The sequence below is a fragment of the Rhizobiaceae bacterium genome, assembly GCA_023953835.1.
Classification (GTDB): Bacteria; Pseudomonadota; Alphaproteobacteria; order Rhizobiales; family Rhizobiaceae; genus Mesorhizobium_G.
The window spans coordinates 116941-142084 of record JAMLJB010000002.1; the positions used below are offsets into that span (position 1 = coordinate 116941).

At 61.0% G+C, this 25144-nt stretch carries 21 protein-coding genes; 4 read left to right on the forward strand and 17 right to left on the reverse strand.

Going from position 1 to position 25144, the window contains the following annotated elements; translation table 11 throughout:
• Positions 1-26: 26 nt before the first annotated feature.
• The 9 genes from M9924_18415 to M9924_18455 all read right to left on the reverse strand — a co-directional run bounded on the left by M9924_18415 (position 27) and on the right by M9924_18455 (position 11447).
• Positions 27-917: an intradiol ring-cleavage dioxygenase gene (locus M9924_18415; GenBank protein MCO5066364.1), complete on the reverse strand. Its 891-nt coding sequence runs from the start codon at positions 915-917 to the stop codon at positions 27-29.
• A 29-nt stretch (positions 918-946) separates the two neighbouring features.
• Positions 947-1837, reverse strand: a complete 891-nt coding sequence (locus tag M9924_18420) for a hypothetical protein (protein ID MCO5066365.1) — start codon at positions 1835-1837, stop codon at positions 947-949.
• Between the two features lie 40 nt (positions 1838-1877).
• Positions 1878-3035 carry an LLM class flavin-dependent oxidoreductase gene (locus tag M9924_18425; GenBank protein ID MCO5066366.1) on the reverse strand — a complete coding sequence of 386 codons (1158 nt, stop codon included), beginning with the start codon at positions 3033-3035 and terminating at the stop codon, positions 1878-1880.
• A complete protein-coding gene (locus M9924_18430) occupies positions 3032-3838 on the reverse strand; it encodes an alpha/beta hydrolase (GenBank protein MCO5066367.1) in 807 nt (268 codons plus the stop codon). Before M9924_18430 ends, M9924_18425 begins: the two co-directional genes overlap by 4 nt.
• Before the next feature lie 60 nt (positions 3839-3898).
• Positions 3899-6310, reverse strand: coding sequence for a CoA transferase (locus M9924_18435; GenBank protein ID MCO5066368.1), 2412 nt, complete (start codon positions 6308-6310; stop codon positions 3899-3901).
• A 216-nt stretch (positions 6311-6526) separates the two neighbouring features.
• Complete coding sequence (locus tag M9924_18440) at positions 6527-7558, reverse strand: extracellular solute-binding protein (GenBank protein MCO5066369.1); 1032 nt, start codon at positions 7556-7558, stop codon at positions 6527-6529.
• Between the two features lie 210 nt (positions 7559-7768).
• On the reverse strand, positions 7769-8500 hold the full coding sequence (locus M9924_18445; GenBank protein ID MCO5066370.1) for a dienelactone hydrolase family protein: 732 nt from the start codon (positions 8498-8500) through the stop codon (positions 7769-7771).
• A gap of 50 nt (positions 8501-8550) precedes the next feature.
• Complete coding sequence (locus tag M9924_18450; GenBank protein ID MCO5066371.1) at positions 8551-9633, reverse strand: ABC transporter ATP-binding protein; 1083 nt, start codon at positions 9631-9633, stop codon at positions 8551-8553.
• On the reverse strand, positions 9630-11447 hold the full coding sequence (locus M9924_18455; protein MCO5066372.1) for an iron ABC transporter permease: 1818 nt from the start codon (positions 11445-11447) through the stop codon (positions 9630-9632). Before M9924_18455 ends, M9924_18450 begins: the two co-directional genes overlap by 4 nt.
• A 422-nt stretch (positions 11448-11869) precedes the next feature.
• Here M9924_18455 and M9924_18460 point away from each other — a divergent pair, with 422 nt between their 5' ends.
• Both M9924_18460 and hpaR read left to right on the forward strand, forming a co-directional pair.
• Positions 11870-13237: an MFS transporter gene (locus M9924_18460; protein ID MCO5066373.1), complete on the forward strand. Its 1368-nt coding sequence runs from the start codon at positions 11870-11872 to the stop codon at positions 13235-13237.
• A gap of 158 nt (positions 13238-13395) precedes the next feature.
• Positions 13396-13971 (forward strand): homoprotocatechuate degradation operon regulator HpaR, encoded by a 576-nt coding sequence (hpaR, locus tag M9924_18465; GenBank protein ID MCO5066374.1) that lies wholly within the window; start codon positions 13396-13398, stop codon positions 13969-13971.
• Between the two features lie 9 nt (positions 13972-13980).
• Here the strand turns inward: hpaR and M9924_18470 are convergent, their stop codons facing one another.
• From M9924_18470 to M9924_18490, 5 genes are all read right to left on the reverse strand, one after another.
• Positions 13981-14706 carry a class II aldolase/adducin family protein gene (locus M9924_18470; GenBank protein ID MCO5066375.1) on the reverse strand — a complete coding sequence of 242 codons (726 nt, stop codon included), beginning with the start codon at positions 14704-14706 and terminating at the stop codon, positions 13981-13983.
• Entirely contained in the window at positions 14693-15292 is a 600-nt protein-coding gene (locus tag M9924_18475; protein ID MCO5066376.1) for an NAD(P)H-dependent oxidoreductase, read from the reverse strand. Before M9924_18475 ends, M9924_18470 begins: the two co-directional genes overlap by 14 nt.
• Positions 15289-15630, reverse strand: a complete 342-nt coding sequence (locus tag M9924_18480) for an antibiotic biosynthesis monooxygenase (GenBank protein MCO5066377.1) — start codon at positions 15628-15630, stop codon at positions 15289-15291. The genes M9924_18475 and M9924_18480 overlap by 4 nt, the downstream gene beginning before the upstream one ends.
• Positions 15631-15696: 66 nt before the next feature.
• A complete protein-coding gene (locus M9924_18485; protein ID MCO5066378.1) occupies positions 15697-17112 on the reverse strand; it encodes an aminomethyl transferase family protein in 1416 nt (471 codons plus the stop codon).
• 28 nt (positions 17113-17140) lie between these two features.
• Positions 17141-17767, reverse strand: a complete 627-nt coding sequence (locus tag M9924_18490) for a nuclear transport factor 2 family protein (GenBank protein MCO5066379.1) — start codon at positions 17765-17767, stop codon at positions 17141-17143.
• Positions 17768-18190: 423 nt separating this feature from the next.
• On the opposite strand from M9924_18490, the gene M9924_18495 reads away from it, so the two are divergent.
• Entirely contained in the window at positions 18191-18559 is a 369-nt protein-coding gene (locus M9924_18495; GenBank protein MCO5066380.1) for a MarR family transcriptional regulator, read from the forward strand.
• Positions 18560-18737: 178 nt separating this feature from the next.
• Here the strand turns inward: M9924_18495 and M9924_18500 are convergent, their stop codons facing one another.
• A complete protein-coding gene (locus tag M9924_18500; GenBank protein ID MCO5066381.1) occupies positions 18738-19352 on the reverse strand; it encodes a recombinase family protein in 615 nt (204 codons plus the stop codon).
• Positions 19353-19477: 125 nt separating this feature from the next.
• Between M9924_18500 and M9924_18505 the strand changes: the two genes are divergently transcribed.
• Positions 19478-22363, forward strand: a complete 2886-nt coding sequence (locus M9924_18505; GenBank protein MCO5066382.1) for a Tn3 family transposase — start codon at positions 19478-19480, stop codon at positions 22361-22363.
• A gap of 551 nt (positions 22364-22914) precedes the next feature.
• Here the strand turns inward: M9924_18505 and M9924_18510 are convergent.
• Together M9924_18510 and M9924_18515 are read right to left on the reverse strand one after the other, a co-directional pair.
• A complete protein-coding gene (locus M9924_18510) occupies positions 22915-23895 on the reverse strand; it encodes a S8 family serine peptidase (protein ID MCO5066383.1) in 981 nt (326 codons plus the stop codon).
• Positions 23873-25144 (reverse strand): S8 family serine peptidase, encoded by a 1272-nt coding sequence (locus M9924_18515; protein ID MCO5066384.1) that lies wholly within the window; start codon positions 25142-25144, stop codon positions 23873-23875. Before M9924_18515 ends, M9924_18510 begins: the two co-directional genes overlap by 23 nt.

Here is a 25144-nt window from a genome sequence, read left to right on the forward strand (position 1 = left end):
TTGCCGGGCGTGGTGGTCCCGCCGGGCTAGAGTGTTTCCTTTCGCGCGGGCGTGAGGACGAAATCGTAGCGAAGCGCCGACATGTCCTGCTCGATCACGTTTCCCCGCGCCGTCCTGCCCGCTTCCTGCGGCGTCAGGCTCGCGATGAGCTCGTCCTTGACGCCGAACACGACATCGGAGTCGAGATAGGGGTCGCCGGAGAGGAAGACGTGCGTAACCAAAGTCTCAAAGCCGGGCGCCGCTATCATGAAGTGCACATGTGCCGGCCGGTACGGATGGCGGCCCTGCGCCTTCAGCATGTCCCCCACAGGTCCGTCATCGGGAATTGGGTAGAAGTTCGGCACGATGCTTCTGAACCAGAACCGGCCACCGCCATCCGTGCGAAAGCGGGCGCGGCCGGTGAGGCTTTCAAGCCCGTCCGCGTGCTGAATATCGTAATATCCGTCTCCGTCCGAATGCCACACATCGACAATCGCGCCAGCCAAAGCATTGCCGCTGGGGTCACATACGCTGCCCTCGCACAGCATCGGCGCACCGTCGAGTCCTTCCGAAATGAACGCACCCAGCGGCTGCTCGGCTACGTTGGCGACATAGAACGGTCCTAGAACGGTCGTCGCGGTCGCTTCGGATGCGCCGCGATGATTGATCGCATCGACCAGCATGGAGACGCCGAGCGTGTCCGAAAGCAGGATGAACTCCTGCCGCGTTTCGGAACACATGCCGCCGACGCGGGTCAGAAAATCGATGCCCTGCCGCCATTCTTCCTCGGTGGGTTCCACCTCCCTGACGAAGGCATGCAGATGGCGCACGAGCGCGTCGCTGATCGTCCGTGCCCGGTCGTTCGAAGCCCCGGCGACACGCCGCAGAACGGCCTCGGTGATGCTGGTTTCGTCTAAATTCCGCGATACTGGGTTCATGTTCGAATCTCGCCCTTATGCCTGCACCGTCACGCCAGGCGGAACCAGATATTATCGAGAGCCGGCTTGCCGGCTTCGTTGACGAGCGAGCACGACCACATGTTGCTGTCCTCAGGCGACTTCCAGAATCCCGCGGTGAGGACATCGCCCGGATAGACCAGCGTGCGAAAACGTGCGCCAAAACCCGATACGATCTTGCCCGGCGCTTCCTTCTCGAAGAACTTTACAGCCACACGGCCGAGATTGAGCTGCGTGACCGGACCGTGGATCGGCGTGCTCGGATACCCCCGCGCCGCGGCGGTCGCCGGATCGACATGGAAAGCCTCGCCCGCGATCAGGTTGTTCTGCAACGAAAGGGAGAGGCGATAGATCAGGTGAGCGCGGGGGTCGATCTGGAACGTCACCTCGTAGTCGGGCTTGGTCGTCGGGTGAGCGCTGCCGTGGCGGTAGCCGACATCCCCCAATGTCTCGCGCTCTCCCTGCGTCACGGCGAACTGGAAGCAATGGCGGCTTTCCATCACCGTCTCGCCGTCGACGCGACTGATCTGCTCCACCCAGACATGCAGGAACGTTTCCTTGAAATCGAGGCCGATGATCCGCATGGTCGAAGTCATCGTTCCCCCTAGACCGATCGGGCGCAGGAGGTCGTATTCCATGCCGAGATAGAGCGAAGGCGTCGGCAGATCGATCCCGCGATTGGTCGCTCTGATCCACGCGCCGGCCACGGAAACCGCGAATGTCGGCAAGACGCGCAATCCCCTGCCCTCAAAGACGTATTCCAGGTCTTCGGCTCCACAGCCGCCGACCAGATTGGCAAGGATCACGTCCTTCAGGGTCCAAGGCGACTCGATGAGGCCGAGTTCGCGACCGAGCAGCGCATGGCCCTTGTTGCGAATACCCATATCGATGCGTTCATTCATCTGCTTGTTCCTTGACGTCGAGCCAGGCCCGCGACGCGGATCAGGCTGCGTTGGCCGTTTCCCGCGGGAGATCCTGCAGGCGAGGCAGGACTTCCTTCGCGAACAGCTTGAGGTGGCTCTTGGTCGCCGCGTTGGACAGGAAGCCGGCCTGACCCATCGCGATGAGATGACCGAACCCTCCGACATGGAGATAGAACTTTTTGATCTGCTCGAAGACCTGATCGGGCGTGCCGCAGAACAGGATGCCGCGCTTCACCAGTTCATCGACGGTGAGAACGTCCGGCCGGTTGCCGGTCTTCCCCGTTTTCAGCGCCATGGCGTTGGCCTGCGGCGACACATAGCCGGGCGGGTTGCGGTAGTGCAGCGGCACCTTGTTGTGCTCGTAGTACCAGAGAAGCTGCTTGCCGCCCTCGCGGGCTGCTTCTTCCGTCTCGGCGACATGGACCAGCCCGGCATAGCCGATCTGTTCGATCGGGCAATGACCGGTGCGCCCTCCCTTCGCCCAGCCCTCGCGATAGGCCGTGAAGACGGCGGGCGTGTCGGCATATCCGGTGTTGAAGGTGCCGAGGCTGTAGCCTTTCTCGCCTATTGTTTTCGCGCTGCCGGGGCTGGTGGCCGAGACCCAGATCGGCGGATGCGGATCCTGATATGGCCGCGGCCAGATGTTGACGCAGCGATGATGAAAATAACGGCCCTCGAAGGTGAACGGACCGTCATGTGAGATCCATGCCTTCTTGATCAGGTCCAGCGCTTCCCACATACGCTCGTTCATGCGCACGGGGTTGCTGTTTGCCGGTGCCACCTCGTAGGGAACGCCCTTCACGAAGCCGCACTCGAGGCGCCCTTCAGAGTAGACGTCGATCATCGCCATTTCCTCCGCCACCCGGACCGGCTGGCGCCGGTTGGCGATCGGATTGCCGAGCATAAGGATTCGCGCCTTTGTTGTATTGCGGGCGAGCACCGCGGCCAGCAGCGGCGACGCCGGAGTCGTGCAGGTCGGCGTCTGGTGATGCTCGTTGATCATCAGGTCGAGGCCGTTCTCATCGGCACAAGCCCACTCGTCGATGCGCCACTTGAGCAGCTCGGCGCCTTTCTTCGGATCGTAATATGAATTCGGCAATGAGACACGCAGCGAATCGTAGGTGTCTTCCGCTGGGAGGTACGGGTACGCGCCCTCACTGAAATGATAGACTCTCATGCCATTGCCTCCTGCTTGCCAGCGAATTCCACGATCTGATCTGCCAATCGGACGGCCTGCTCTTCATCCGGCAGATGGCCGGCTCCCGCGATCTCGACAATGCGGGCGCCGGGAATGCGATCCGAGAAGGCCCGCGCATAGTCGTCCGAGACCAGCTCGTCGGATGCCCCGCGCACGACGAGCGCGGGCGCCTCGATATGCCGGAGCCTGTCCTTCAGTTTCGGATTATGCATGTAAGGCTCCCAGGTAATCAGCGCGAGCGTCTCGCGCCGGCGCGCCACGGCCAGAAGCTCGCGGTCCTCGAACGCCTCGGGATTGAAGTCGTGCCGGGCCGGATCATGGTAGATCCTGCGGCGCAGCTCCGCTTCTGTGATCGCGAAGATATCAGGTATGTCGAGCCGGTCGACAGGCCCGACCTTGATCCCAACCGGCGAGACGAGAATCAAACGATCCACCACCCCGATCAGCTTGCTGGCCAGTTCCGCGGCGATCCAGCCACCGACGGAGACGCCGACGAGGATGACATGGTTCGGCCGAAGCTTGCGCAGCAGTGCGATGTAGAGGTGGACGATGTCGTCGATGGAATCCATCTCCAAAGGCATGTCGGCGTCGCCGAAGCCCGGATGAACCGGCGCGATGACGCGGAAATGAGCGGCCAGTGCTTCGAGCGCATCCCGCGATGCCTCCAGGCCGTTGATGCCGTGCAGATAAAGGAGCGTCGGTCCTTCACCGCCCTGCAGATAATCCAGTTCGATGTTTCCTATCGAGATCTTGCTGTGCTGCATTGAGGTCTTGTCTGTCACTGCCGTCACCGATTGCCGTTAAGTTGTCGTGCCTATGGATAAGGAAAGCCGGAAAATGGCTCACTGCATGGCTTCCTGTGCTGCGCTCTCTCGATCTTGTGCCGAGGCCTGCCCATCACCAGCCTTTCTCGCCGGCCGCAGCCGCTTCAGCAAAAGCTCGTTGTGCTGCCCGAGCAGGGGAGACGGCTTCCATTTCGCGTTCCGCGATGTTTCGAAGTCGAAAGGCAGGCCGTGATATTTGTAGATGCCGACCTCGGGCTGATCGACCTCGAAGATGAAGCCGGTCGCGTTCAGATGAGGGTCATTGAAGACATCCTCGCCGGAGCAGACCGGTGCGGCGGGAACCTTTGCCTGTTGCAAAGCCGTCGCCAGCTCATGCTTGTCGTGCTGGATGGTGTGTTTCTCCAGTTCCGCGCGCAGCGCGCTCCGGTGGAGGAGCCGTTCGGCCCTGGAGGCAAAACGCTGATCGTCCAGCAGCGATGTCGCGCCCAGCACCGTGACCAGAGAATGCCATTGCTTTTCGTCGAAGGCGGCGATGGCGATCCATTGGTTCTCGTCGCCCTGCGTGCGGAACGCGTCATGCGGCGCGGCATCGGCGATAGAATTGCCCTGCGGCAGCGGGTTGACGCCTTTGTCTATCGCCTCCAGCAGCCACTCGCCGTCATATTGCATCAGGCCCTCGCGCTGGGCGAGTTCGACCCGCTGTCCGCCGAAACCCTGTTCGCGCGCGAACAAGGCCGTCATCACGGCCGAAAGCCCGTTGAGCGCTCCGATCGGATCGGCATAGGCCGATCCGCTGCGGCAGGGAACGCCGTCGCCATAGCCGCTCAGCGCGGTGAAACCCGCCAGCGCTTCCATGGTCGGGCCGACGCCTGAGGCGCGCGCAAGCGGGCTGTCGCCTTTGCCGTAGGCCGGCATCTCCAGGAATATGATGTCGGGCCGCGCCTTCTGGAAATCGGCATAGCCGATGCCGAGCCGGTCAAGCACACCCACCCTGAAATTCGAGATCACCACATCGGCTTGCAGGCCGAGGATAATATCGCGCGCCGCGGGTGCCTTGAGGTCGAGGTCGAGACTGAGCTTGTTGTGGTTCTGGCTGTTGTACCAGACGTTGCGGTTGTACGGACGCTCTCCTTCGATGCCGTCGGGATAGCGAATGCGCTCGCCGCCGGTTATGACACCGCGCCACGTATCCATTCGGTCCAGCGACTCGACCTTGATCACCTCGGCGCCGAGATGCGCCAGCATCCGTCCGAGCATCGGTCCGGCCCAGGCGGCGGTGAACTCCAGGACGCGCTTGCCCGCGAGAGGCGCACCGCCCATCACCGGCGCGGCATGTTCGACGGTCTTCGCCCCACGCACCGGCCATTCCGGCGCATCAATCGATCCGACCGCACCCGGAACATGACGGGGGGCAAGGCGCGGCGTCTTTTCCATGCGGAAGGGAGCACCCAGCGCGATGCGCGGACCTTCGGCCGTCTGAACGGTCTGCCAATAGTTTCGCGAGGCCAGATGCGGGCAGGCATACACTTCCGTCGGCGAAAGCACCCGCGACGCGTTCGCGCCCGAACTCTCGATCTTTTCCACGACCTCGTCCACGCTCATCTGCTTGAAGCGCGGTGCGAGCCGCCGGTATGCCTCCTGCCAGTTGCGCATCAAGAGGTCGGGCGTCGCGAACAGCGGCTCGACCTTGAGGTCCTCGAAACCGAGAGCCGAACAGAATGCGCGCCAACGGCGCCCGCCGCAGAAAATGACGAACCATCCGTCGTTCGCCGAAAATACGTCGCAGGCGCCGGGATACTCGCCGCGCGCCGGATAGGAACCGTTGTAGGAGAACTGTGCGACGAGGTTCTGCGACATCGAGGTCGAGGTCTGGTGGACATCGACCGTGACGATCTCTCCTTCGCCAGTACGCTTCCTCGCGATCAGCGCCGCCAGCGTGGCGGAATAGGCAGCCGCGCCCGTGCCGTAGTAGGCGCGGTAGCCGAAACCGTATAGAGGTTCAGCCGGAGGCCGGCCGGTCATATACATCAGCCCGCCCAGCGCCTGGTGGACCATCTCCGATCCGACCCAGTCCCGATACGGGCCGTCCTCGGAAAAATCGGGCGTCGCGCAGATAACGAGACGACGGTTCGCGGCGCGCAGCCGGCGCGCAAGCTGAGGATCGGTTGTCAAGACCACATCCGCATCCGAAGTCATCCGCTTGAGGCTTTCCATGCCCTCTGCGGTATCGATGTCCAAAGTCGCGGTGCGCTTGCCGAGGTTCAGGTGCCAGAACAGCAATGACTCTCCGCCATCCGCTCGAAACGGCGGCTGCCTGCGTATTGGCGACCCGGACGACGGCTCGACCAAAACGACGTCGGCGCCATAATCCGCGAACAGCCTCGCAGCGTACTGCCCAGCCACCGACGTGCTGAGGTCGACGACCCGAAGCCCCGCCAGAGCTGCCTGATGTCCTGTGGGTTCCTCCAACGTACTCCTCCCAAGCGAGACGCTGTTAGCTAAGGCCCGCCAAGGCGAGCATCTAGATAACATGTTAAATATATTTTCCGGCCACCGTCAACCCTGCATGTCGCCTTCCGGACGAGTTGGACAAGGTTGAGCCGAACGGCTGCGGCAGAAAGAAACCCGCGACGGCAATTCGCCGTCACGGGCTGATCAGGTCGTCGGCAACACGTCAGGAAAACGCTACTGCTGAAGGCCGCCGATGGCCTGGCTCATCTTCTTCAGAAGGTCGCGGCCGCGTTCGATGTCGGTCGATTCGACCACGATCTGGATGCCCTTGTCCTGCATCTCCCGACCGCGTTCGGTGGGCGTCGAGCCAGTAAGAATTCCGGACTTTTCCCAATCGTAGTAGATCTGCTGACCCACCTTTGTCGTCCAGAAATAGGCGTAGAGCTTAGCAGCGTTTGGGTGGGGCGCGCCCTTGATTGGAATTGTAGCAATCAACGCTGCGGGGATCGGCCCGACGCGTGCCCAGGCGAGGGGTGCGCCCTGGCTGGCCATCCTGTCGCTCAGGCTGCCCTGCGCGCCGACAGCGATATAGGCCTGACCGGAAGCAACAGCATCACGCGTCGGACCTCCGCCCTTTGAAATGATGGGCTCGTTGGCCATCAGCTTCTTGACATAGTCCAGCGTCTTTTCCTCACCCCATTCCTGGGCGAGGATCTGGAAGTTGAAACCGCGAGCTTCCAGCACGATCTTGCCTTTCCATTTTGGGTCCAGCAACGAATCCCAGGAAGTTATCTCCTCGGGCTTCACGAGATCGGTGTTGTACACGATCGGATAGTCGTATTGGCCGATCAACAACGCCCGGCCATCGAAAAGGACACGATCTGGATCAGCGTTGAAGACTTTCACCCAGTCGTAAGGCTCGGTCAGGCCGCGGTCGTTAAGGAGCGGGATATAGGAAACGTTGCTGTGGTCGATGATATCGACTGACAACTTGCCAGCCTGCTGCTCAGTGATCGCGCGCTCAATCGCGGGAGCGGGCTGAATCTTGAAGGATTCGACCTCAATCCCGGGGAATTGCTTCGCGAACTCTGCGGCCACCAAAGCGTGGAATTCCGGGTCGTGTGCTGTCCAGAGAACAACCTTTCCTTCCTTCTTGGCCGCCTCGTAAATGCTCTCCACGGTGTCCTCGGCATATGCGGCGGCTGTAAGACCGCCGAATGCCAACAAAGTGGCACATGCCAGACTAAATTTTCGAAAGATACTCATAGAAAAACTTCCTCCCAGATGTCTCTGTTTCCCGTCGTTTGAAGCCCTATCCGCCTGGACGTTCGGCGATCTCGTGCAAATCTCCTCCGCACGAACTGGTCTCAAGTCCAAGAGATAACTGTTTAACATGTTTAACTAATCGGAGCAACGAGGATAGAAGCCCGAACAAGCTTCGCGCCTGCTTTCCCCGGAACTACGACCAATGGCGTTTCATTGCGGCGTGCCGAACTCCAGAGTGAAGAGGTCCAGCATCGCAGACCATGATCGCCGCTCGGCGTTCTCGTCATATCTCGAGATTTCGTTGGGTTGAGCGCCGCGATTGGTGAAGCCGTGCCGCACGCCGCCATAGACCTGGACCTGCCAGTCGATTTTGGTCTGCCGCATTTCGCTTTCGAATGTGGCGACCTGTTCCGGCGGAACGAGGGGATCGTCCGCGCCGGTGCAGACCAGCACCCTGCCCTTGATGTTATGAACATCGTCAGGGTTCTTGTTTTCGATCAGGCCATGAAACGCCACGGTCGCGCGCACTGGCGCGCCGCTGCGGGCGAGTTCGAGCACGGCAAGGCCGCCGAAGCAGAACCCGATGGCCGCGACCTTGCCCGGGTCTACCTGCGAGCGCGCCGTCATGGTGTCGAGCGCGGCCTTCACCTTGCGGCGCAGCAGGTTCGGATCAGCCCTCAGCGGATTGATCAGCGATTCCACCTCTTCCATGCCCACGGCCTGCTTCCTTCCGCCATAAGGATCCATGGCGAAGGCAAAATAGCCCTGCTCGGCGAGCAGCCGCGCCCGCCAAAGCGTCCGGTCATTCAGACCGGGTCCGGGCGGAGCGACGAGGATCGACGCCTTGGGAGCTGAAGCTTCAGGGTAAGCCGCATAACCCAACGCCGGTAAATCCGTCCCGGTATCGTACTCGATGTCAACCGTTGCTATCTGTCCATTCATAAGAAAAACCCTTTAACATGTTATGCATTAGGCCAAAATGCGACGCCCTATCATTTGGTGACAGGCAGAAAGGCGATGCACGAACCCGGGTCCACCGTGAACGTGATCTCGGCATCCGGGCCGATGCTGAACGATGCGGGGACCTCGAAGCGCAAGGCGATATTGTCGCGCATGGCGAGGATCTGCCTCGTTTCACCCAGGAATGAAACCTGCGTCACCGTTGCCGTGCCTGCATTGCTGGCGGGCGCCGCGCCGGCGGAAATGCGCGCATTGTGCTGCCGGAAAAACAGCCTGCCTTCGGCCGTCTCACCCGCCCGCACGGTTGCGCGGAACTTTCCGAAGGGCGTGTCGACGTCGATCATGTCGCCGTCCTTGTGCGAGCCCGCCGCGACACAAGGAATAAAGTTAGCCGAACCGAGAAACTCCGCGGTGAACGGATGCCGGGGCGACTGATAGATCGTCTCCGGCCGGCCTTCTTCGACGATCAAGCCCTTGCGCATCAGACCTATGCGGTCCGACAGCGCCAGCGCTTCGTGCTGGTCGTGCGTGACGTAGATCATGGTCCGGCGCAGCTTGCGCTGGAGCGAGGTCAGTTCCTCCCGCATCTGCTCCCGGAGCTTGGCGTCGAGGTTCGACAGCGGCTCGTCGAGCAGAAGAATTTCTGACTCGCCGACGATGGCGCGGGCGAGCGCCACGCGCTGCTGCTGGCCGCCGCTGAGATTTGGCGCGGGCCTGTCCCAGAACTCGGACAAGCCGACCGTTTCTAGCGCAACGCCCACCCTTCTGCGTATCTCGGTTGACGTAAGGCCGCGCCCCAGCAGCGGATAGGTCACGTTTCCCGACACCGTCATATGCGGCCACACCGCATATGACTGGAACACCATGCCCAGGTTTCGCCGGTCGGGTGAGACATTGATGTTCTCACGATCCGAGAATACCACCTTGTCGCCCAGTACGATCCGACCCCGGTCAGGATTGTCCAGGCCGGCAACGGAACGCAGCGACGTGGTCTTTCCGCAACCGCTCGGTCCGAGCAGCGTATAGACCTCGCCGGAATGCACATTGAAGCTGACATCGCGCAGAATTGCGGATTTGTTGTCGTAGCTCTTGTGCAAATTATCAGCCACTATCATCGAGCACTTCCCCAACCAGTTCTCGCCGCGCCGCTCGCAGCGACGACCTGCCTTTTCAATATGCGAAGCCCCAATGCACCGATCCGAATGGTCGAGAGCAGAATAAACAGCAAGACGATCGTCATGACGCCGGTCGCGCTTGCCTCGGGAATGCGTCCGGCATCCCACTGAAGCCAGATCTTCGTCGAGATGACCTGCGTGCTTATGGAATAGAGCATAAGGGTCAGCCCAAGTTCCCGGATGACCTGCACCGAGACCCAAATAAAGCAGCCCACCAAGGACGGCGCGATAAGGGGCAGAATAATCCGCAGATAGGTCCGCCGGGCGCCGCCTCCGGATATGAGGGAGGCTTCCTCCAGCTCGGGCGATATCTGGCGCTGGCCCGCGATCACCATTCCGACCGAGTAGGCCAGGTATTTCGTGACCATGCCGATCCAAAGAAGCCAAAGCGTTCCGTATATTGCAAACGGCAAAGAGATATAGACAAACACCAGCGAAAGTCCGACTACGACGCTTGGAAAGGACTGCGGAAGAAAAGCGAGCGTAGTCAAAGTCCTGCGAAGTCTCGGCGTTGCGGAGCCCCTGACGATCTGCCACGCAACTGCCGCAGCCAACACGGTCGCCGTGCCCGCCGCGCCGATAACCAGCAAGAGCGTGTTGTTCAGAATCTGCGGCAATACCGGATCCGCGAAAACGGCCCTGTAAGCGTCAAAATTCAGCCTGGAAAGGGACGCAAGAGACGGCGGCGAGTAGAAGCGGTTCAGGCTCCGCCATACCAGCATGAAAAGCGGCAGGGCGACTGCGACGAAGAGAAAGGCCGTTGCAATCAAGGTGTGCGGCAACTTCCATGCATCGAGCCTTACGCGCCGCTGCTGGAACCCTTTTCCGGTGATGCTCGTGAAGTTGCGCGGGTTACGTGTCTGCCAGTGATAAACGGAAATCAGCGCAAAGGTAACCGCTAGCAACATCACGGCCAGCGCGCTGGACAGGCCGTAGTTCGGCAACTGGCCGCCTTCGGGACGGGTGTTCCAGTAGATGTAGGTGCTTGCGACCTGAATCTTGGATGTCATGCCCAACGTCACCGGAATCTCGAAGGTTTCAAGCGACACCACGGTGAAGAAGAGTACGGCTGCCAGTAGTGCCGGCTTGAGCATCGGGATCGTCACCCGCAAAACGGTCTGCAACTTCCGCCGGCCGGCCACGAAGCTCTGCTCTTCCCAGGACGGATCGAGGTTACGAAACGATATGGCGATCAGAAGATAGGCGTGGGACGCCAGGAGAAAGCCCTGGATCAGCACCATCGCGGTCATCGAATAGAGGTTCGGAACAAGAAAATCGAGACCGATGCGCCGCATGGCGAGAACCACGAGGCCATTGTTCGGCGCGAGCAATTGCGTCCACGACATCGCATAGATCATGCTCGGTATGACCATCGGAATTAGCATGGCTACGAAGAACAGCCGGCGGAACCAGATGTCCGTTCTCTCGATCAGCCAAGCGAAATAGATAGCAACTCCTATGCCTATGGCTGTCGAGCCGACGGTGAAGATCAGCGTATTGAGAACAACCGTGCGGAAGGTATCGCCTGAAACGACCGCCCAGTAATTGTTCAGCGTAAGGCTGGTGGACTCGAAAGGAAGCTTGTTGGGATCGGACCCGAAGCTGCTGTAGAGCAGCATGATCAACGGCGCAGCCACGATCCAGACGACGATCGCGAGGATGACGATAAACAGCAGGCTGGGAAGCGATCGTTCGCTGCGGCCGGACGCCGCGACACCGGTTCCCGCTGCGCCGGCGGCCATGGACATCGTCATGGCTTCAAACCCCGGCTGTGGACCAATCCTTGTGACCTGCCCGAACCCTCCCCGGCGGCAGCCTCTGTCGACACATCGATGTGCCCATCTGACCTCTCACGGTCGATCGAAGAACCGCCCCATATATATGGACTTGCGTTCCTTGCAGGTCCTGGCATCGCTTTCCTCCTCCCAGAGTTAAGGTGCTCGCAGCCCTTACCGATAGACAGCCACACAATTTCCCAATACACGAGAAAAATGTCGCATTACCTTACTATTTTTTTCATTCGTTCCAATTTTCCTGTCGTGACGAAAAGGCACCGGCAGGGCGACTCGGGAAATCCAGTGCTCAAGACACTTCCCTCGCGTCTTCCATTGGAAAGTTGGGATCGACGTCCCGGACCGCCTTGTAGATCCGCTTCGGACAACGTTTGAGAATGACCATGGACGCTCAACCCCCTGCCAATCCCGCGCAGGTAGACGGACTTCCATTCCCTCGCCGCGTGCGGGCCGTGGCATCGCTGCTGATTTGCATCGTCACACTGGTGACCGGCGGCGCGATGGCCACGGTCGGCCTGCCGACGATGGCGCGAGAATTCAACACGGAGCCCGCGGCAGCGATCTGGCTGGTGAACGGGTTTCAGATCGCCCTCGTTATCTGTCTGCTGCCGGCGGCAGCGGCCGGAGTTCGCATCGGGCAGAGGGCGCTGTTTCAGATCGGCCTTATTGTGTTCCTCATCGCCGCGGGTTGCTCCGCCCTGTCGAGCTCGATCGGCTGGCTGACCGCCAGCCGCATCCTTCAAGGTATGGGATCGGCTGCCGTTCTGAGCGTCACCGCAGCGCTGGTGCGTCATACCTATCCGAGCAAGAACATCAGCGCGGCTGTTGCGATTAATGCCTTCACCGTCGCGCTCTCGTCGGGCATCGGGCCGATCGCCGGCTCGTTCATTCTCACCTGGGCATCCTGGCCCTGGTTGTTCGCCGCCAGCATTCCTCCGGGCCTGGTCGGCCTCGCCTGCTCGATATCGCTGCCCGACAACACGCCTCGCAAGGCGCCCTTTGATTCGCGCGGCGCGATTTTGGCTGGCTTGACCTTCGGGTTGTTCGTGATCGGAATGGAACAATTGGGAATGCGGCCGCAGCTTGCCACCGGAACCCTGGTGATCTCGCTGGCGTCCGGCATATTGCTGCTGCGTCATACGAAAAACCGGTCTCATCCGATTCTGCCTCTCGACCTGTTGACCATGCCGCGACTTGCCTTCGCGTCCTCGTCGTCGGTGCTTTGCTTCGCGGCCAACACGATGGTGCTGACCGCCCTGCCGTTCCACCTGATCGACGACCTCAGCGTTTCCCAGCTGGATGCCGGCTTCCTGCTTTCGATCTGGCCGTTCGCGCTCGCACCCGCCGCAGTAGCGACCGGCTGGCTTTTGACCAGGATGCGGGAAGAGGTGCTGTGCCTTATCGGCTCGTCCGCAATGGCCATCGGTATGTTCATCATGGTGTTCGCGCCGGTCGGCGCGGAGCTGCCCGGAATTATCTTTGGGGCGGCGTTTGCGGGGCTGGGGTTCGCATTGTTCCAGTCTCCCAACAACAAGATGATGATCCTGTCGGTGCCGCTTGAGCGCAGCGGAGGTGCGAGCGTGATCCAGGCCATGTCTCGGGAATTTGGAATCGCTATCGGTGCCGGCATGCTGGGCTTGATCTTCAATCTCGCCACCGGAGCATCTTCGTATGGCATTTTGATCGGGGCGCTGCTTGCGACGATGACCTCGGCTTTGAGTGCATTCAGGCTGCGCGCGCGCGACCGATAGGGCAGGATGGCGACCGCCTGTCGGCGCGCGCGATCAGATGCGACCTTGGTCGCTGCCACTTGTTTGCCTTCGCGAGCTGAACTACCAAGACCCGATGCCGGCACTGCGGCGGCATCGATCTGCAGGCGCATCGGCGGGAGAAGGGCGGGTGGCAGGGCATGTCTGACGAAAGAATTGACGGGGCAACCAAACATGCTGCGACGGCGCATACAAGCGCGAGAAACGTTCCCCTGTCTCTGACCATGTCGCTGCTGCGCGCGCGCGAAGCCATCATGCGTCATTTTCGCCCTGCCTTCCGCCATTTCGGCATAACCGAACAGCAATGGCGCATCCTGCGGGCGCTCGTGATCGTCGACACGATCGAGATCGACGAGCTGGCGGAAGTGACGTTCCTGCTGCGGCCGTCGCTCTCGCGTATCCTCAGGGACCTGCACGATGGAGGGCTGATCATCCGCCAGACATCCGACGTCGACCTGAGGCGCGGTCTCGTCTCCCTCAGCCCGGCCGGGCGCAGGCTGATCGCCGAGGCGGGAGCCTATGCCGACGTGCTCTATGGCGAGGTGGTGGCGCGATACGGGCCGGACAAAACCGCGGCGCTGCGGGAGATGCTTCGCGAACTCGAAGAACGGCTCGAAGAGCCGCTCAACGCCATCTCCGCAAGCGAATTCTCGGATCGGACCGCAAAGGCCAAGCGCCCCCGAGGCAGGCCGAGAAACGATGCAGCTGAGGAATAGGCGCATTGGCTACAGCCCGTGAAAACCGGCGCGGGCCTTGTAATATTCCCAAGCCCTGGCCATCGCGACATCGCCCATATGCAAGTCTGCCGTCAGCCTGACCTCTTCGGGCGTGAGGTAGGTCGGGGTGCCATGCCGCAGCGCTTCGAGAAGAATCCTGGCATTGTCCGAGAGATAAATCGAAATAAAGCACACCCTCGACAGGCTTGCGGCAGCGCAAACCGAACCGTGCCCGCGCAGGAGGACCGAGGACCCCGCCCCCAGCGCCTTGGCCAGCGAGTGGCCCTTGGGAAGGTCGTCGACCAGCATCCTTGTATCGCCGAACTCGTCCCGGCTATCCCATTTGGGAACTTCGTTCCCGATGACGGAGGCAATGTGGAGGACCGGCTTCAGCGGAATATTCAGGACCGTGAACGGAATGACCGGGCGCGCATGATGGTGGGCGACGGCGTTCACTTCGGGCCGGGCCATGTAGATGGCGCCGTGAATCGCTCGCTCGGAATAAAGACCGCGATTCGGCGCGGTGACGGGGTCGCCCTCAAGCGTAAATTCCACGATGTCTTCCGCGCAGACCAGCTCCGGACTGCGCGCGCGGGACAGGAAATAGCGCCCGGGATCGGTCGGGTGCCTGACGCTGATATGGCCGAAATCGTCGATCACGCCTTCATGCGCGAGCACACGGTTGGCGATGACCAGTTCTCGGATGACATGCTGCACAGCATCAGACCAGGACATGCGATTTCTCCCTTGCCGAGACCGTGCTCATGCGCGCGAACTGCACGACTTGCCGTCCGACCGTCTCCAGCTGAAACTTGGCGGAAAGGTCCAGGCAATTGCCGTGATCGTCGAACAATTTGGTTGATGTGTTAAGCATCGCTCCGAGCGGTGTCGGCCAGCCGCGCAGAGCATGTGCGATCGACCTGATTGCCGCCAGCGTCTGGCCGGCCGCCTGCCAGCCGCCCGCGCAGGCGATGCATCCGACCGCGATCCCGTCGAAATAAGGGCGCGGATCGTTTCGCAGGTCTTCCGTATAGTCCAGCGCATTCTTGACCAGCCCGGAGATCGAGCCGTGATAGGCCGGCGAAGAGACTATAATGCCGTTGCAAAGGCGGAACGCATCGATCAGCCGTTTTGCTTCGTCGGCGCGCTCGCTCGCCTCTGGCAAGTACATTGGCAATACGAGCTGGGGGCCGCTCAGCATCATCACTTTCGCACCTTCCTCCCGCGCAGCCGCGAGGCTGACGGCGAGCGCGCGTTCAGACGACGACCCTGCGCGCGGGGTCCCGCCAATGCCAAGAATTAGAGGTTGCTTCTCAGTCACGGCTGTCCCTCGATGCGACCTTGACCCGCGGATTTGCCGGGCAGCGGCACACCGGCGCCGTCGGACACCTCGCACAACGACACCGAGTATTCGCCGATTAGATATTTGCTCAGTTCCCGAGCCCGCTCGGCCCGCGCAGGTGAATTTTCCCAGGCGGCCACCGCTTCGGCATCGCGCCACAGCGTGACCGTATAGATGGACTCGCTGTCCTTGATGTCCTTGGCGAACCAGTTGCCGATCATGCCGTCCGCCGCCGGGATGGGATGTAGGTGGAACTGGCGCTCCAGGTCACCTACCATGCCCGGACGCGCCCGGCCCCAGGTGATGCGCATCAGCATAATACGATTACCTCCTGCCCGCGCGCCCCGCAGGTCGCCGCATCGCGCCCAAAGCGGATATCGAAATTAGCCGGCATGCTGGAAACCCGCGCGCTTCATCGTCCGCACCGCCTGGGAATAGGGTGACGGGGCGATCTTCGCCCTGATCTGCGTCTGCCGGTGCCGCTCGACATGCGGCTTGCGGGAGCCGCCGTCGGGTTCACCCCAGGTGAGCACCACATCCGTCCCCGGCTCGGCATGCGACGGCCAGACGGCGGCCAGCGAAAGGAATTCCGCCTCGTTGGCCGTGTAGCCGCAGAAGCTGGACATGCCGACAAGTTCCCCGCTTGTGCTGCGCACCTCGTCGCACTGCTGGAACGCATAGGCGGAAACGGGAAGCTCCAGTTGCTTGAACGGAAGGCCCGGTTCGAGGATCGACGCCTGGATTCTGGCGACGTCCTCCTTGTTCCAGACCAGCGTGACCTTGGTCCTGTGAGGTTCGCGCGCCCGCCGTTCCAGCGCCGCGCGGCCGATGAAATCGTGGTCGAACTTCAAGACCCGCTCGACACCCAGATCCCACGGCGTGACGTAGTAGTCCTCGATGTTCGGGGACCGGAAGCTGCCGCCAAGCTGTGAGGCGCTTTCCCATGAGGTCGCCGCCGGAAGCCACTCGCGGAACGCGCGAAGACGCTCATCCGTATAGACGGCAGGCAGCGGATAGGGCCACCATCCGGCCTCGCCATTGGTGCTGAAATAGGCTCGCGCCCCGCCTTGCCGCAGGCCATATTTGCGGCCCGCTTCCACGATTGCGGCCCGCACCTTCGGCCCGCCCGCATAAGGACCCGACAGTTCGACGCCCTTGTGGCCGGCCATGCCGTGCCGCAAGGCGAGCATATCGACGCCAGCGATCCTGACCTTCGCAAACCGGAAGAACGGTATCTCCGGGGCCGGACCCTCGACCACCTCCTGAAAGATCTTTTCGGCATGCGGGCCGTCCATTCCGAACCGGAAATTCGTGCGCCCATGGGGGTTCTGGGACGTCTGATAGTCTTTGACGAAAGTGACGTCATAACCGCCGGTTTCGGCATGGAACTGCACCCAGTTCTGCAAATGCGACCCGCTGATAAGCTCAAAACTCTCCTTGTCGAGATATTGCAGCACGCACTCGCCGATGACCTGTCCATTGTGATTGCAGGCCAGGTATTGCTTCGCGCGACCCGGAACGAAGCCCTCGAAACTATTGATCCCGAGATAGTTCAGCAGCCGGAACGCGTCAGGCCCTTTCAAGAACAGTTCGGGCATGTGGTGGGACTGGTCGAACAGAACCGCGGTTTCGCGCCAGGCGCGCTGCTCGTCGAGCCAGTTCGTGAACTGCGGCGGCACCGGTGTCAGGGCCGCTCTATCGCGGGCATGCGGCCCAAGCGTATCATTGTAGAAATAGTTAACAAGATCGGGGATCGAATCGATAAGTTCCTGAACCGATCGTTCCTTAGCGCAAGTCATTCTTCCTCCCAGTAACTTCCCCGGTGTTCTACGCCTGCGCGGCAACCGCGTAGGCTGAACCGCCCTGCAGCCACTCGCGACCGCGGCGATAGAGATCCTCCACGATCGGCCCCGTCAGGCCCGGCATGTCTGTCTTCACCTTGAAGCCAAGGCCGGACTGCAAATAGGCAAGATGCCGATAGCCCACCGGGAAACTCTCGAGTCTCGACCTTTCAATTGCCGGGACCTTGGCAGGATCTACGGGATCGAGACGATCCTTCTCGTAGATCGGCTGCCGCAGAACCACACCCCATTTCCCGCTGCGCTTCTCGAGAAAATCGAAGAAGCGTCCGGTACACACCACATCGCATTCGACGCCATCCACGGCAGCACGCTGGTTGATCGTCATCTTTGTCTGGGCAACCGCGCGCGGTGCGGCCAGATCGACGGTGATACCGCCGAGAAAATGCAGGATGCTGATGCCGTTATCAAAGCCTTCACGGCTAACCCTGATGAACTCGTCTGCGGTTCCCTGAAACCAGGTCGCCATCATCACGCCGTCGTCGTGCCAGACAGTTCGGAACCGCTCCCAGTCGCCGGCGTCCCGCCATAACGCCCAGTTCTCCAGCAAATCGCGGATGAGTTGGCGATCCTTCTCTATTTCAGAAGATAACATATCAGAAAATCTCTTGTAACTTGATACCAACTATTTGATCACTATGCTTTCGATATGTGCATAGCAATAAGGCTACCTGACCAAATTATTCGCATCGTGTCAAATGACAAACGCAGTTCCAACACAAATCATGCAGCAAGAACATTCTCGCGATCGGCTTTTCCCCGATGGACCTGACCGATCATTGAACCGGTCTTTCCGAGCGGAGTGTACTGGCCCTCTGACCATCAGACAGGCTCGCGTCTGGTTCGAAAATCTTGATTGCCGGCGACCAAATTGCGAAAATATGCGAGTGGCAGCCCATCGTTCAGGCTTGAACGATTCAACGCATCCAGTCGATCGGAGTATTTCATGATTTCTTGGCGCCGGCAGAACATTGGACGTCGAATGAACGAGTCGGTACGCCGCTTTGACGGGAGAATCATGCACTTGCTGAGAGAGCGAGGCTACAACTATCTCTCGCTCGCGCAACTCAGCGTAACCCGAAATCTCGACGATGACGGGACGCGGTTGACGGAGCTTGCTCGCCGCGCCGGCATGACAAAGCAATCGATGGGCGAACTCGTCAAGCAGGTAGAGGACTTGCAACTCATCGAACGGCGGCGCGATCCCCTCGACGCTCGCGCGCGCCTTATTTGCTTCACACCGTCCGGCTTCGACTGGCTTGAGGCGTTCCATCAAAGCCTCATGATCGCGGAGGCTGAAATGAGCGCCGAAATCGGCCCCGAAGCCGTCAGCTTCATCAATCATGCGCTAGGAAAATATTCCGACGACTGGTTCGATCCCCATTGACGGCGGCTGCGTAAGCGCCGCCCACCGTCGCGCTCGCGTGCCACAAGATAGTAGACGACCGGTCTAATAGCAGATACGTTGCGACCCCTATCAGCCGGCGCGGTCGATGCCTGCGCGTCAAACAAGGACCAGGGAGACAGCAATGAAGGCGGGGTCGTTTGCGGGAGGGGGCGAAATCCTACGCTAAGCCGAGAACGCGCTTACCGTAGTCCCTGAGTTCGCCCTTCGGGCCTACGTAACGGTAGAGAGTGACGCGCTCGATCCCGAGTTCCTTGCACAGGTGGGAAACGGAAGTATCGCGCTGGGCCATGGCTGCCTGGGCGAGGCGCACCTGTGCTTTGGTCAGGGCGAATTTCCGACCACCTTTGCGGCCTCGCGCTCTGGCAGCGGCAAGACCGGCCATGGTGCGTTCGCGGATCAGGTCACGCTCGAACTCGGCCAGGGTTGCGAAGATGCCGAACACCATACGGCCGGATGCGGTCGTGGTGTCGATCTGAGCGCCCTTTCCGGTCAGCACACGCAGGCCGACGTTTCGATCCGACAGATCCTTCACCGTGTTGACCAGGTGGGCAAGCGACCGCCCGAGGCGGTCGAGCTTCCAGATCACCAGCACATCGCCGTCGCGCAAGGATTTCAGGCAGGCGGCCAGTCCGGGCCGGTCGTCGCGGCCGCCGGAAGCGCGATCCTCGTAGATATTGTCTTGGTCGACGCCGGCGGCGCGCAGGGCGTCGTGCTGCAGGTCGAGGGACTGTGAGCCATCGGCTTTGGAGACTCGGGCATATCCGATCAGCATGTTTCTTAAACGCTGGTTTGAGGCGGCGCGCTGGCCACGAATGATTTGTTCGCTGGAAATGTATCTCAACCAGCTTCATAAACAAAGCGTCTTGAACATCATCGGATTTTGAAAAAGGAACATCGATGCCGCGTCGCGTCACTCTAACCGATCGGCAGAAGGACGCGCTGTTGCGCCTGCCGACCTCGCAGGCGGATTTGCTCAAGCACTATACACTGAGCGATGAAGACCTTGAACACATCAGGCTGCGCCGACGCGCTCACAACAGGTTCGGCTTCGCACTGCAATTGTGCGTCCTGCGCTATCCCGGCCGGGTGCTGGCTCCCGGCGAGCTGATACCGGAGGAGGTCGTCGAGTTCATCGGAGCGCAACTCGGTCTGAAAGCCGACGATCTCGTTGACTATGCCGCCCGTGAGGAGACGCGGCACGAGCATCTTTCCGAGCTGCGGGCGCTCTACGGATTCCGCACCTTCTCCGGACGTGGCGCGCGCGAACTGAAGGAATGGCTGTTCCGGGAAGCCGAGATGGCGGTGTCGAACGAAGATATCGCCCGCCGCTTCGTGGCGGAGTGCCGACGCACCCGCACGGTTCTTCCTGCAACATCGACGATCGAACGGCTTTGCGCCACGGCCCTGGTCGATGCCGAGCGGCGGATCGAGACGAGGATCGCCAGTCGGCTGTCCGCGCCCAGCCGGGAACAGTTGCTGGCATTGCTCGAGGAGACGGCCGGCGACCGGGTGACCCGCTTCGTGTGGTTGCGGCAGTTCGAGCCGGGCTCGAATTCTTCGTCGGCCAACCGGCTGCTCGACCGGCTCGAATACCTGCAACGTGTTGATCTTCCCGAAAATCTGCTGGCCGGTGTTCCTGCTCATCGGGTGACACGCCTGCGCAGGCAGGGCGAGCGGTATTATGCCGACGGCATGCGCGATCTTCCGGAGGACAGGCGTCTTGCGATTCTGGCTGTTTGCGCGTCGGAATGGCAAGCGATGCTCGCCGACGCCATGGTTGAAACCCATGACCGGATTGTCGGCAGGCTCTACCGTGCTTCGGAGCGCATTTGCCAGGCGAAGGTCGCCGACGAAGCGAGCGCGGTACGCGACACCCTGAAATCCTTCGCCGAAATTGGCGGGGCCCTGGTCGATGCACAGGACGACGGCCAGCCGCTGGACGACGTCATTGCGCGCGGATCGGGTTGGGACGGTTTCAAGACTCTTGTTGCAATGGCAACCAGGCTGACCGTCACCATGGCGGACGATCCGCTCAATCATGTGCTTGACGGCTATCATCGTTTCCGCCGGTACGCTCCTCGCATGTTGCGCCTGCTCGATCTGCGGGCTGCGCCAGTCGCGCTGCCGCTTCTGGAAGCGGTGACGGCCCTGCGCACCGGTTTGAATGATGCCGCGCGTATTGGCTTCCTTCGGCCCAGCTCGAAATGGCATCGCCATCTTCGGGCGCAGGCGGCCGGTGATACTCGCCTCTGGGAGATTGCGGTTCTGTTCCATCTGCGCGATGCGTTCCGCTCCGGAGATATCTGGCTGGTCAGGTCTCGGCGTTATGGCGATCTGAAACAGGCACTCGTTCCGGCGCAAGCTGTCGCGGAAGGCGGCCGTCTCGCTGTGCCATTACGGCCGGAGGAATGGCTGGCAGATCGGCAAGCACGCCTCGATATCCGGCTGCGCGAGCTTGGCCGTGCGGCACGCTCGGGAACGATTCCCGGCGGGTCGATCGAAAACGGCGTTCTGCATATCGAGAAGCTCGAAGCCGCCGCGCCGACCGGCGCCGAAGATCTGGTGCTCGATCTCTACAAACATGTGCCGCCCACGCGCATCACCGATCTCTTGTTGGAAGTGGATGCAGCGACCGGCTTTACCGAAGCGTTCACGCATCTGCGCACTGGAGCGCCGTGCGCCGACCGGATCGGGCTGATGAACGTCATCCTTGCGGAAGGGATCAACCTCGGCCTGCGCAAGATGGCTGACGCTACAAACACCCACACCTTCTGGGAGCTGATCCGCATTGGACGATGGCATGTCGAAGGCGAAGCCTACGACCGGGCGCTGGCCATGGTGGTCGAGGCGCAGGCGGCGTTACCCATGGCCCGGTTCTGGGGCATGGGCACCTCGGCTTCGAGCGACGGCCAGTTCTTCGCCGCGACAGAGCAAGGCGAAGCCATGAATCTGGTCAACGCGAAATACGGCAATACCCCGGGTCTGAAAGCCTATAGCCACGTCTCGGACCAATATGCGCCGTTCGCGACCCAGGTGATTCCTGCGACGGCGAGCGAAGCTCCCTACATCCTCGACGGCCTGCTCATGAACGATGCCGGCCGCCATATTCGCGAGCAGTTCGCCGATACAGGCGGCTTCACCGATCACGTCTTTGCCGCATGCGCCATTCTCGGCTACCGATTCGCGCCGCGAATCCGCGATCTGCCGTCCAAGCGGCTCTATGCGTTCAATCCATCGACCGCCCCGGCCCACTTGCGGGTCATGATCGGCGGCAAAATCAATCAGGCCATGATCGAGCGCAATTGGCCAGATATCCTGCGCATCGCCGCTACCATCGCGGCCGGAAGCATCGCGCCCAGCCAGATTCTACGAAAGCTCGCCTCCTATCCGCGACAAAACGAACTGGCCACAGCTCTACGGGAAGTCGGCCGCGTCGAGCGGACCCTGTTCATGATCGACTGGATTCTGGATGCCGATCTGCAACGCCGCGCCCAGATCGGGCTCAACAAGGGTGAAGCGCATCACGCGCTGAAACGTGCCATCAGCTTCCACCGACGCGGCGAAATCCGCGACCGTTCCGCCGAAGGCCAGCATTACCGGATCGCTGGCATGAACCTGCTCGCCGCCATCATCATCTTCTGGAACACCATGAAGCTGGGCGAAGTCGTCGCCAGCCAGAAGCGCGATGGAAAGCTGCTATCGCCCGATCTCCTGGCCCATGTCTCGCCGCTGGGATGGGAGCACATTAACCTCACCGGAGAATATCGCTGGCCAAAGCCTTAGCGTAGGATTCCGCCCCCTCCCGCAAACGACCCCGAGAAGGGTGAGATCGATCATACGTCAAGCAATCGCAACGTCGACGTTTCGCGTATCGCCCAGGCCAATCAGGGCAGGGCGGTTGTCGATGATCGCCACGAGCGTGGTCGTGACCGAGCGAACGAACGGGAAGAAGAAAAGCAGCCGGAGCGGCAGATTCCGTCCCGCGTGGTTTTGACCCCTCCGAAAGATCGCGATCGCGGCGATCGCAGCCGGTAGAGCAGGAGAGCGGGCTTTCGACAGTTGACCGCTAGCCTAGCCCAGCACTTTTTCTGGCGGACGATAATGGTCGGGTTCCGCAGCCAGATAGGGGGCGTTCCAATCAACCTATCCTGCGCTTTGGCCTTCTCACCAAGCAGAACGATGCGCGTGAACGACGCCTTAGCGCCTTCGTTCTAGCCCTTCAACCTAGCGAGCCGAAAGCCCATTAGCAGCCTTTTCAGCTAACCCGCTTGGTTGTTTATGATGAGATTGCCGCTACCGCGACCCAACGCCTCTACCGAACACGGAATTGCGGTTCATAGGGGAACAGGAATCGCCCCGCGCACACCAATAGGGGTTGCGACACGCAACGAGATTGGCGTGTACAGGTCTACATCCGTGCGGCGCGCTTTCAGCGTCACCACCAAGGCGTAGCGAGACTTCTGATTGACAATGCCGGCACTGGCACGATCGCGCCACCACCCTCCGATCGGCTTGATGCAAAGCATGTCACGTCCCAGCAGGTTCACTGCGGGGCCACTCCAGGTGTCGCAATGTAGTGAGCCTGCGGAGATGCTATCCCTGCCGAGAAGCCAACCGTTGTCATCGGGATGGATGGGCGCGCCATTAGCGCCCTCCCGCTCAGCAACATTAACGCGCTTTTTGAAGTTGGTCACCGTCTCGCCACGACGGCGAAGATCAAAACGAAGCCCGAATGATTGGTAGCGGAGGGGGTCTACATTCGCCGAAAACCCTGGGTTCGGATCGACAAAGTACGAGAGGGTGATCTTAAGATCGACCAGCTCATTGCCCAGTGTCTCGAGAACATCGTCGGGCAATGGGAGCGAGTAATAGTGGCACTCGTTGAATTTTCGGCCACCTTTCAGCCGGTATGGCTGTATTTCCGACTGCGCGATCAGGGCCAAATGGTCGCGCGCAGACGCAGCGGCCCGATCGAGCTCCGGGACGCCGTGACCGAAGCGCCTGACGATCGGGTAGCGGTTGCGAAGGTTGGGTTCCGCATCAAACGCCGCTCGCATGGGCGCGGTGTACTCGCCGCTATGAACCATCAGCGCTCGGATTGTTTCTGGCCAATAGTCAGGGAATGTGGCCGACAACTGCGCTGCCATGCGTGCTGCCAGAGCCGTCGCGGCACTAGTTGCCTGAAATGGGACCAATGGGTAACGGCTAACATCGCGGCCCGTGCTGAGCAGGCTAAGCGAGTCAAGATTTATAACGTCCCGTTTGCTGGGGCTTATCGCTCTATTGCCTGCTTCAAGAACAAGTTCGGGCTTTATCGGCGCTCGGTTCGTCCAGCCGACACTGGTACGGCTGAAGGGGCTGAGCTCGCCAACTCCAAGTGGAGGGACGTGCGCCTGATATCCCGCGGTTGGTCACCGCCATGCAGAATACACGCCGCCGCTCTGGCTGCCTGATTTCTGGCAGAGATACCGCTGCCTGGGTGATGGCGCCGTAGGCGTTGGGATCGTTTGGATCAGCTTTGTTGGGAGGCAATAATTTCACGGACTCGAGCCGGTGCACTATTTTACGCTCCGCCTTGTCGCCAAAAGCGGGGGTCAAATCTCCATGCGATGCCATCCCCGCCATGCTTGTACCATGCTCGTGATGGTCATCCGTCCCCCAGGCTGAGCGGATGGCATGCAGATCTTCGACAGCGAGAAGCGGTTCAAGCAACACGTGGGCGCGGTTCACGCCGGTGTCGAGCACGCACACTGCTGGTACGTCATTGGCCGGCCAGCGCATCCGTCCTGCCAAGTCATCAACATGCCGCGTCTGCTGTTCCAGCGGTTTATCCAGATACACAGCGGGATTGTCAGTCGCCCTGCGGAGCTCCAGGAGTATGCCGGTGGCATACATCATCAGCTCTATCGCGGCGCGCGACGCGAAAATCGGTACGACTGTCGCCTCGGGAAACTTCAAGCGGCGGTCTTGCCCTGCGGCCCGAAGCCCCAACCGCTCGACGATCGTTTCGAGCTCTGCCTCATTGTTCTTTCCTACCCAGACCGACCACCACATCGTTTGTTGCGGGTCGACGGGTAGCGCGGCTGGATCATCTGTCCACAGTGTCTCGAGCCGCGCACGTCTGAATGCCTCAATAGATTCCACGAGCGCCTTGTTTGGGGGGTAACCGCCATCCGTTAGCTCTCCTGTGCGGTAGTCTTCGAGAATCGCAGCGAGCGCCGCCCGTGCGGCGTCTGGAACGTATAAGGCAACGACTCGCTCGGATCGCTCGTCATGCACCGCTCCAGGCCTGACATTCGCCCGCTTGCGCTCGAGAATGTCCGGGCTGGTCCCACGCTTCAATGCGACTTCGATATATCCCCCTTCGGCGGCAGGAAGCCTCTCATCGAGCACGCGAAGCGCATCGATTATACCAAGGGCCGCATCGAATTCGTGCTGAAGCTTCGCGCCATGCGCCTCACGCTCGCGAACGGTACTGGAGCGGCCGGATCCCTCACCGACATAGTCAGCCGTCTCTAGGAAGCGGGAAATATCAATGTGCGGGAGCGTAAACCGACTGACCAT

What these genes read in the sequence shown, in the direction of transcription:
- M9924_18440 (MCO5066369.1), bottom strand. Translation starts at nt 7,558, where the DNA reads ATGAGTATCTTTCGAAAATTTAGTCTGGCATGTGCCACTTTGTTGGCA.
- M9924_18500 (MCO5066381.1), bottom strand. Translation starts at nt 19,352, where the DNA reads ATGCTGATCGGATATGCCCGAGTCTCCAAAGCCGATGGCTCACAGTCC.
- M9924_18470 (MCO5066375.1), bottom strand. Translation starts at nt 14,706, where the DNA reads ATGTCCTGGTCTGATGCTGTGCAGCATGTCATCCGAGAACTGGTCATC.
- M9924_18495 (MCO5066380.1), top strand. Translation starts at nt 18,191, where the DNA reads ATGCACTTGCTGAGAGAGCGAGGCTACAACTATCTCTCGCTCGCGCAA.
- M9924_18420 (MCO5066365.1), bottom strand. Translation starts at nt 1,837, where the DNA reads ATGAATGAACGCATCGATATGGGTATTCGCAACAAGGGCCATGCGCTG.
- M9924_18450 (MCO5066371.1), bottom strand. Translation starts at nt 9,633, where the DNA reads ATGATAGTGGCTGATAATTTGCACAAGAGCTACGACAACAAATCCGCA.
- M9924_18455 (MCO5066372.1), bottom strand. Translation starts at nt 11,447, where the DNA reads ATGACGATGTCCATGGCCGCCGGCGCAGCGGGAACCGGTGTCGCGGCG.
- M9924_18445 (MCO5066370.1), bottom strand. Translation starts at nt 8,500, where the DNA reads ATGAATGGACAGATAGCAACGGTTGACATCGAGTACGATACCGGGACG.
- M9924_18505 (MCO5066382.1), top strand. Translation starts at nt 19,478, where the DNA reads ATGCCGCGTCGCGTCACTCTAACCGATCGGCAGAAGGACGCGCTGTTG.
- M9924_18460 (MCO5066373.1), top strand. Translation starts at nt 11,870, where the DNA reads ATGGACGCTCAACCCCCTGCCAATCCCGCGCAGGTAGACGGACTTCCA.
- M9924_18425 (MCO5066366.1), bottom strand. Translation starts at nt 3,035, where the DNA reads ATGAGAGTCTATCATTTCAGTGAGGGCGCGTACCCGTACCTCCCAGCG.
- M9924_18415 (MCO5066364.1), bottom strand. Translation starts at nt 917, where the DNA reads ATGAACCCAGTATCGCGGAATTTAGACGAAACCAGCATCACCGAGGCC.
- hpaR (MCO5066374.1), top strand. Translation starts at nt 13,396, where the DNA reads ATGTCTGACGAAAGAATTGACGGGGCAACCAAACATGCTGCGACGGCG.
- M9924_18490 (MCO5066379.1), bottom strand. Translation starts at nt 17,767, where the DNA reads ATGTTATCTTCTGAAATAGAGAAGGATCGCCAACTCATCCGCGATTTG.
- M9924_18480 (MCO5066377.1), bottom strand. Translation starts at nt 15,630, where the DNA reads ATGCTGATGCGCATCACCTGGGGCCGGGCGCGTCCGGGCATGGTAGGT.
- M9924_18485 (MCO5066378.1), bottom strand. Translation starts at nt 17,112, where the DNA reads ATGACTTGCGCTAAGGAACGATCGGTTCAGGAACTTATCGATTCGATC.
- M9924_18515 (MCO5066384.1), bottom strand. Translation starts at nt 25,144, where the DNA reads ATGGTCAGTCGGTTTACGCTCCCGCACATTGATATTTCCCGCTTCCTA.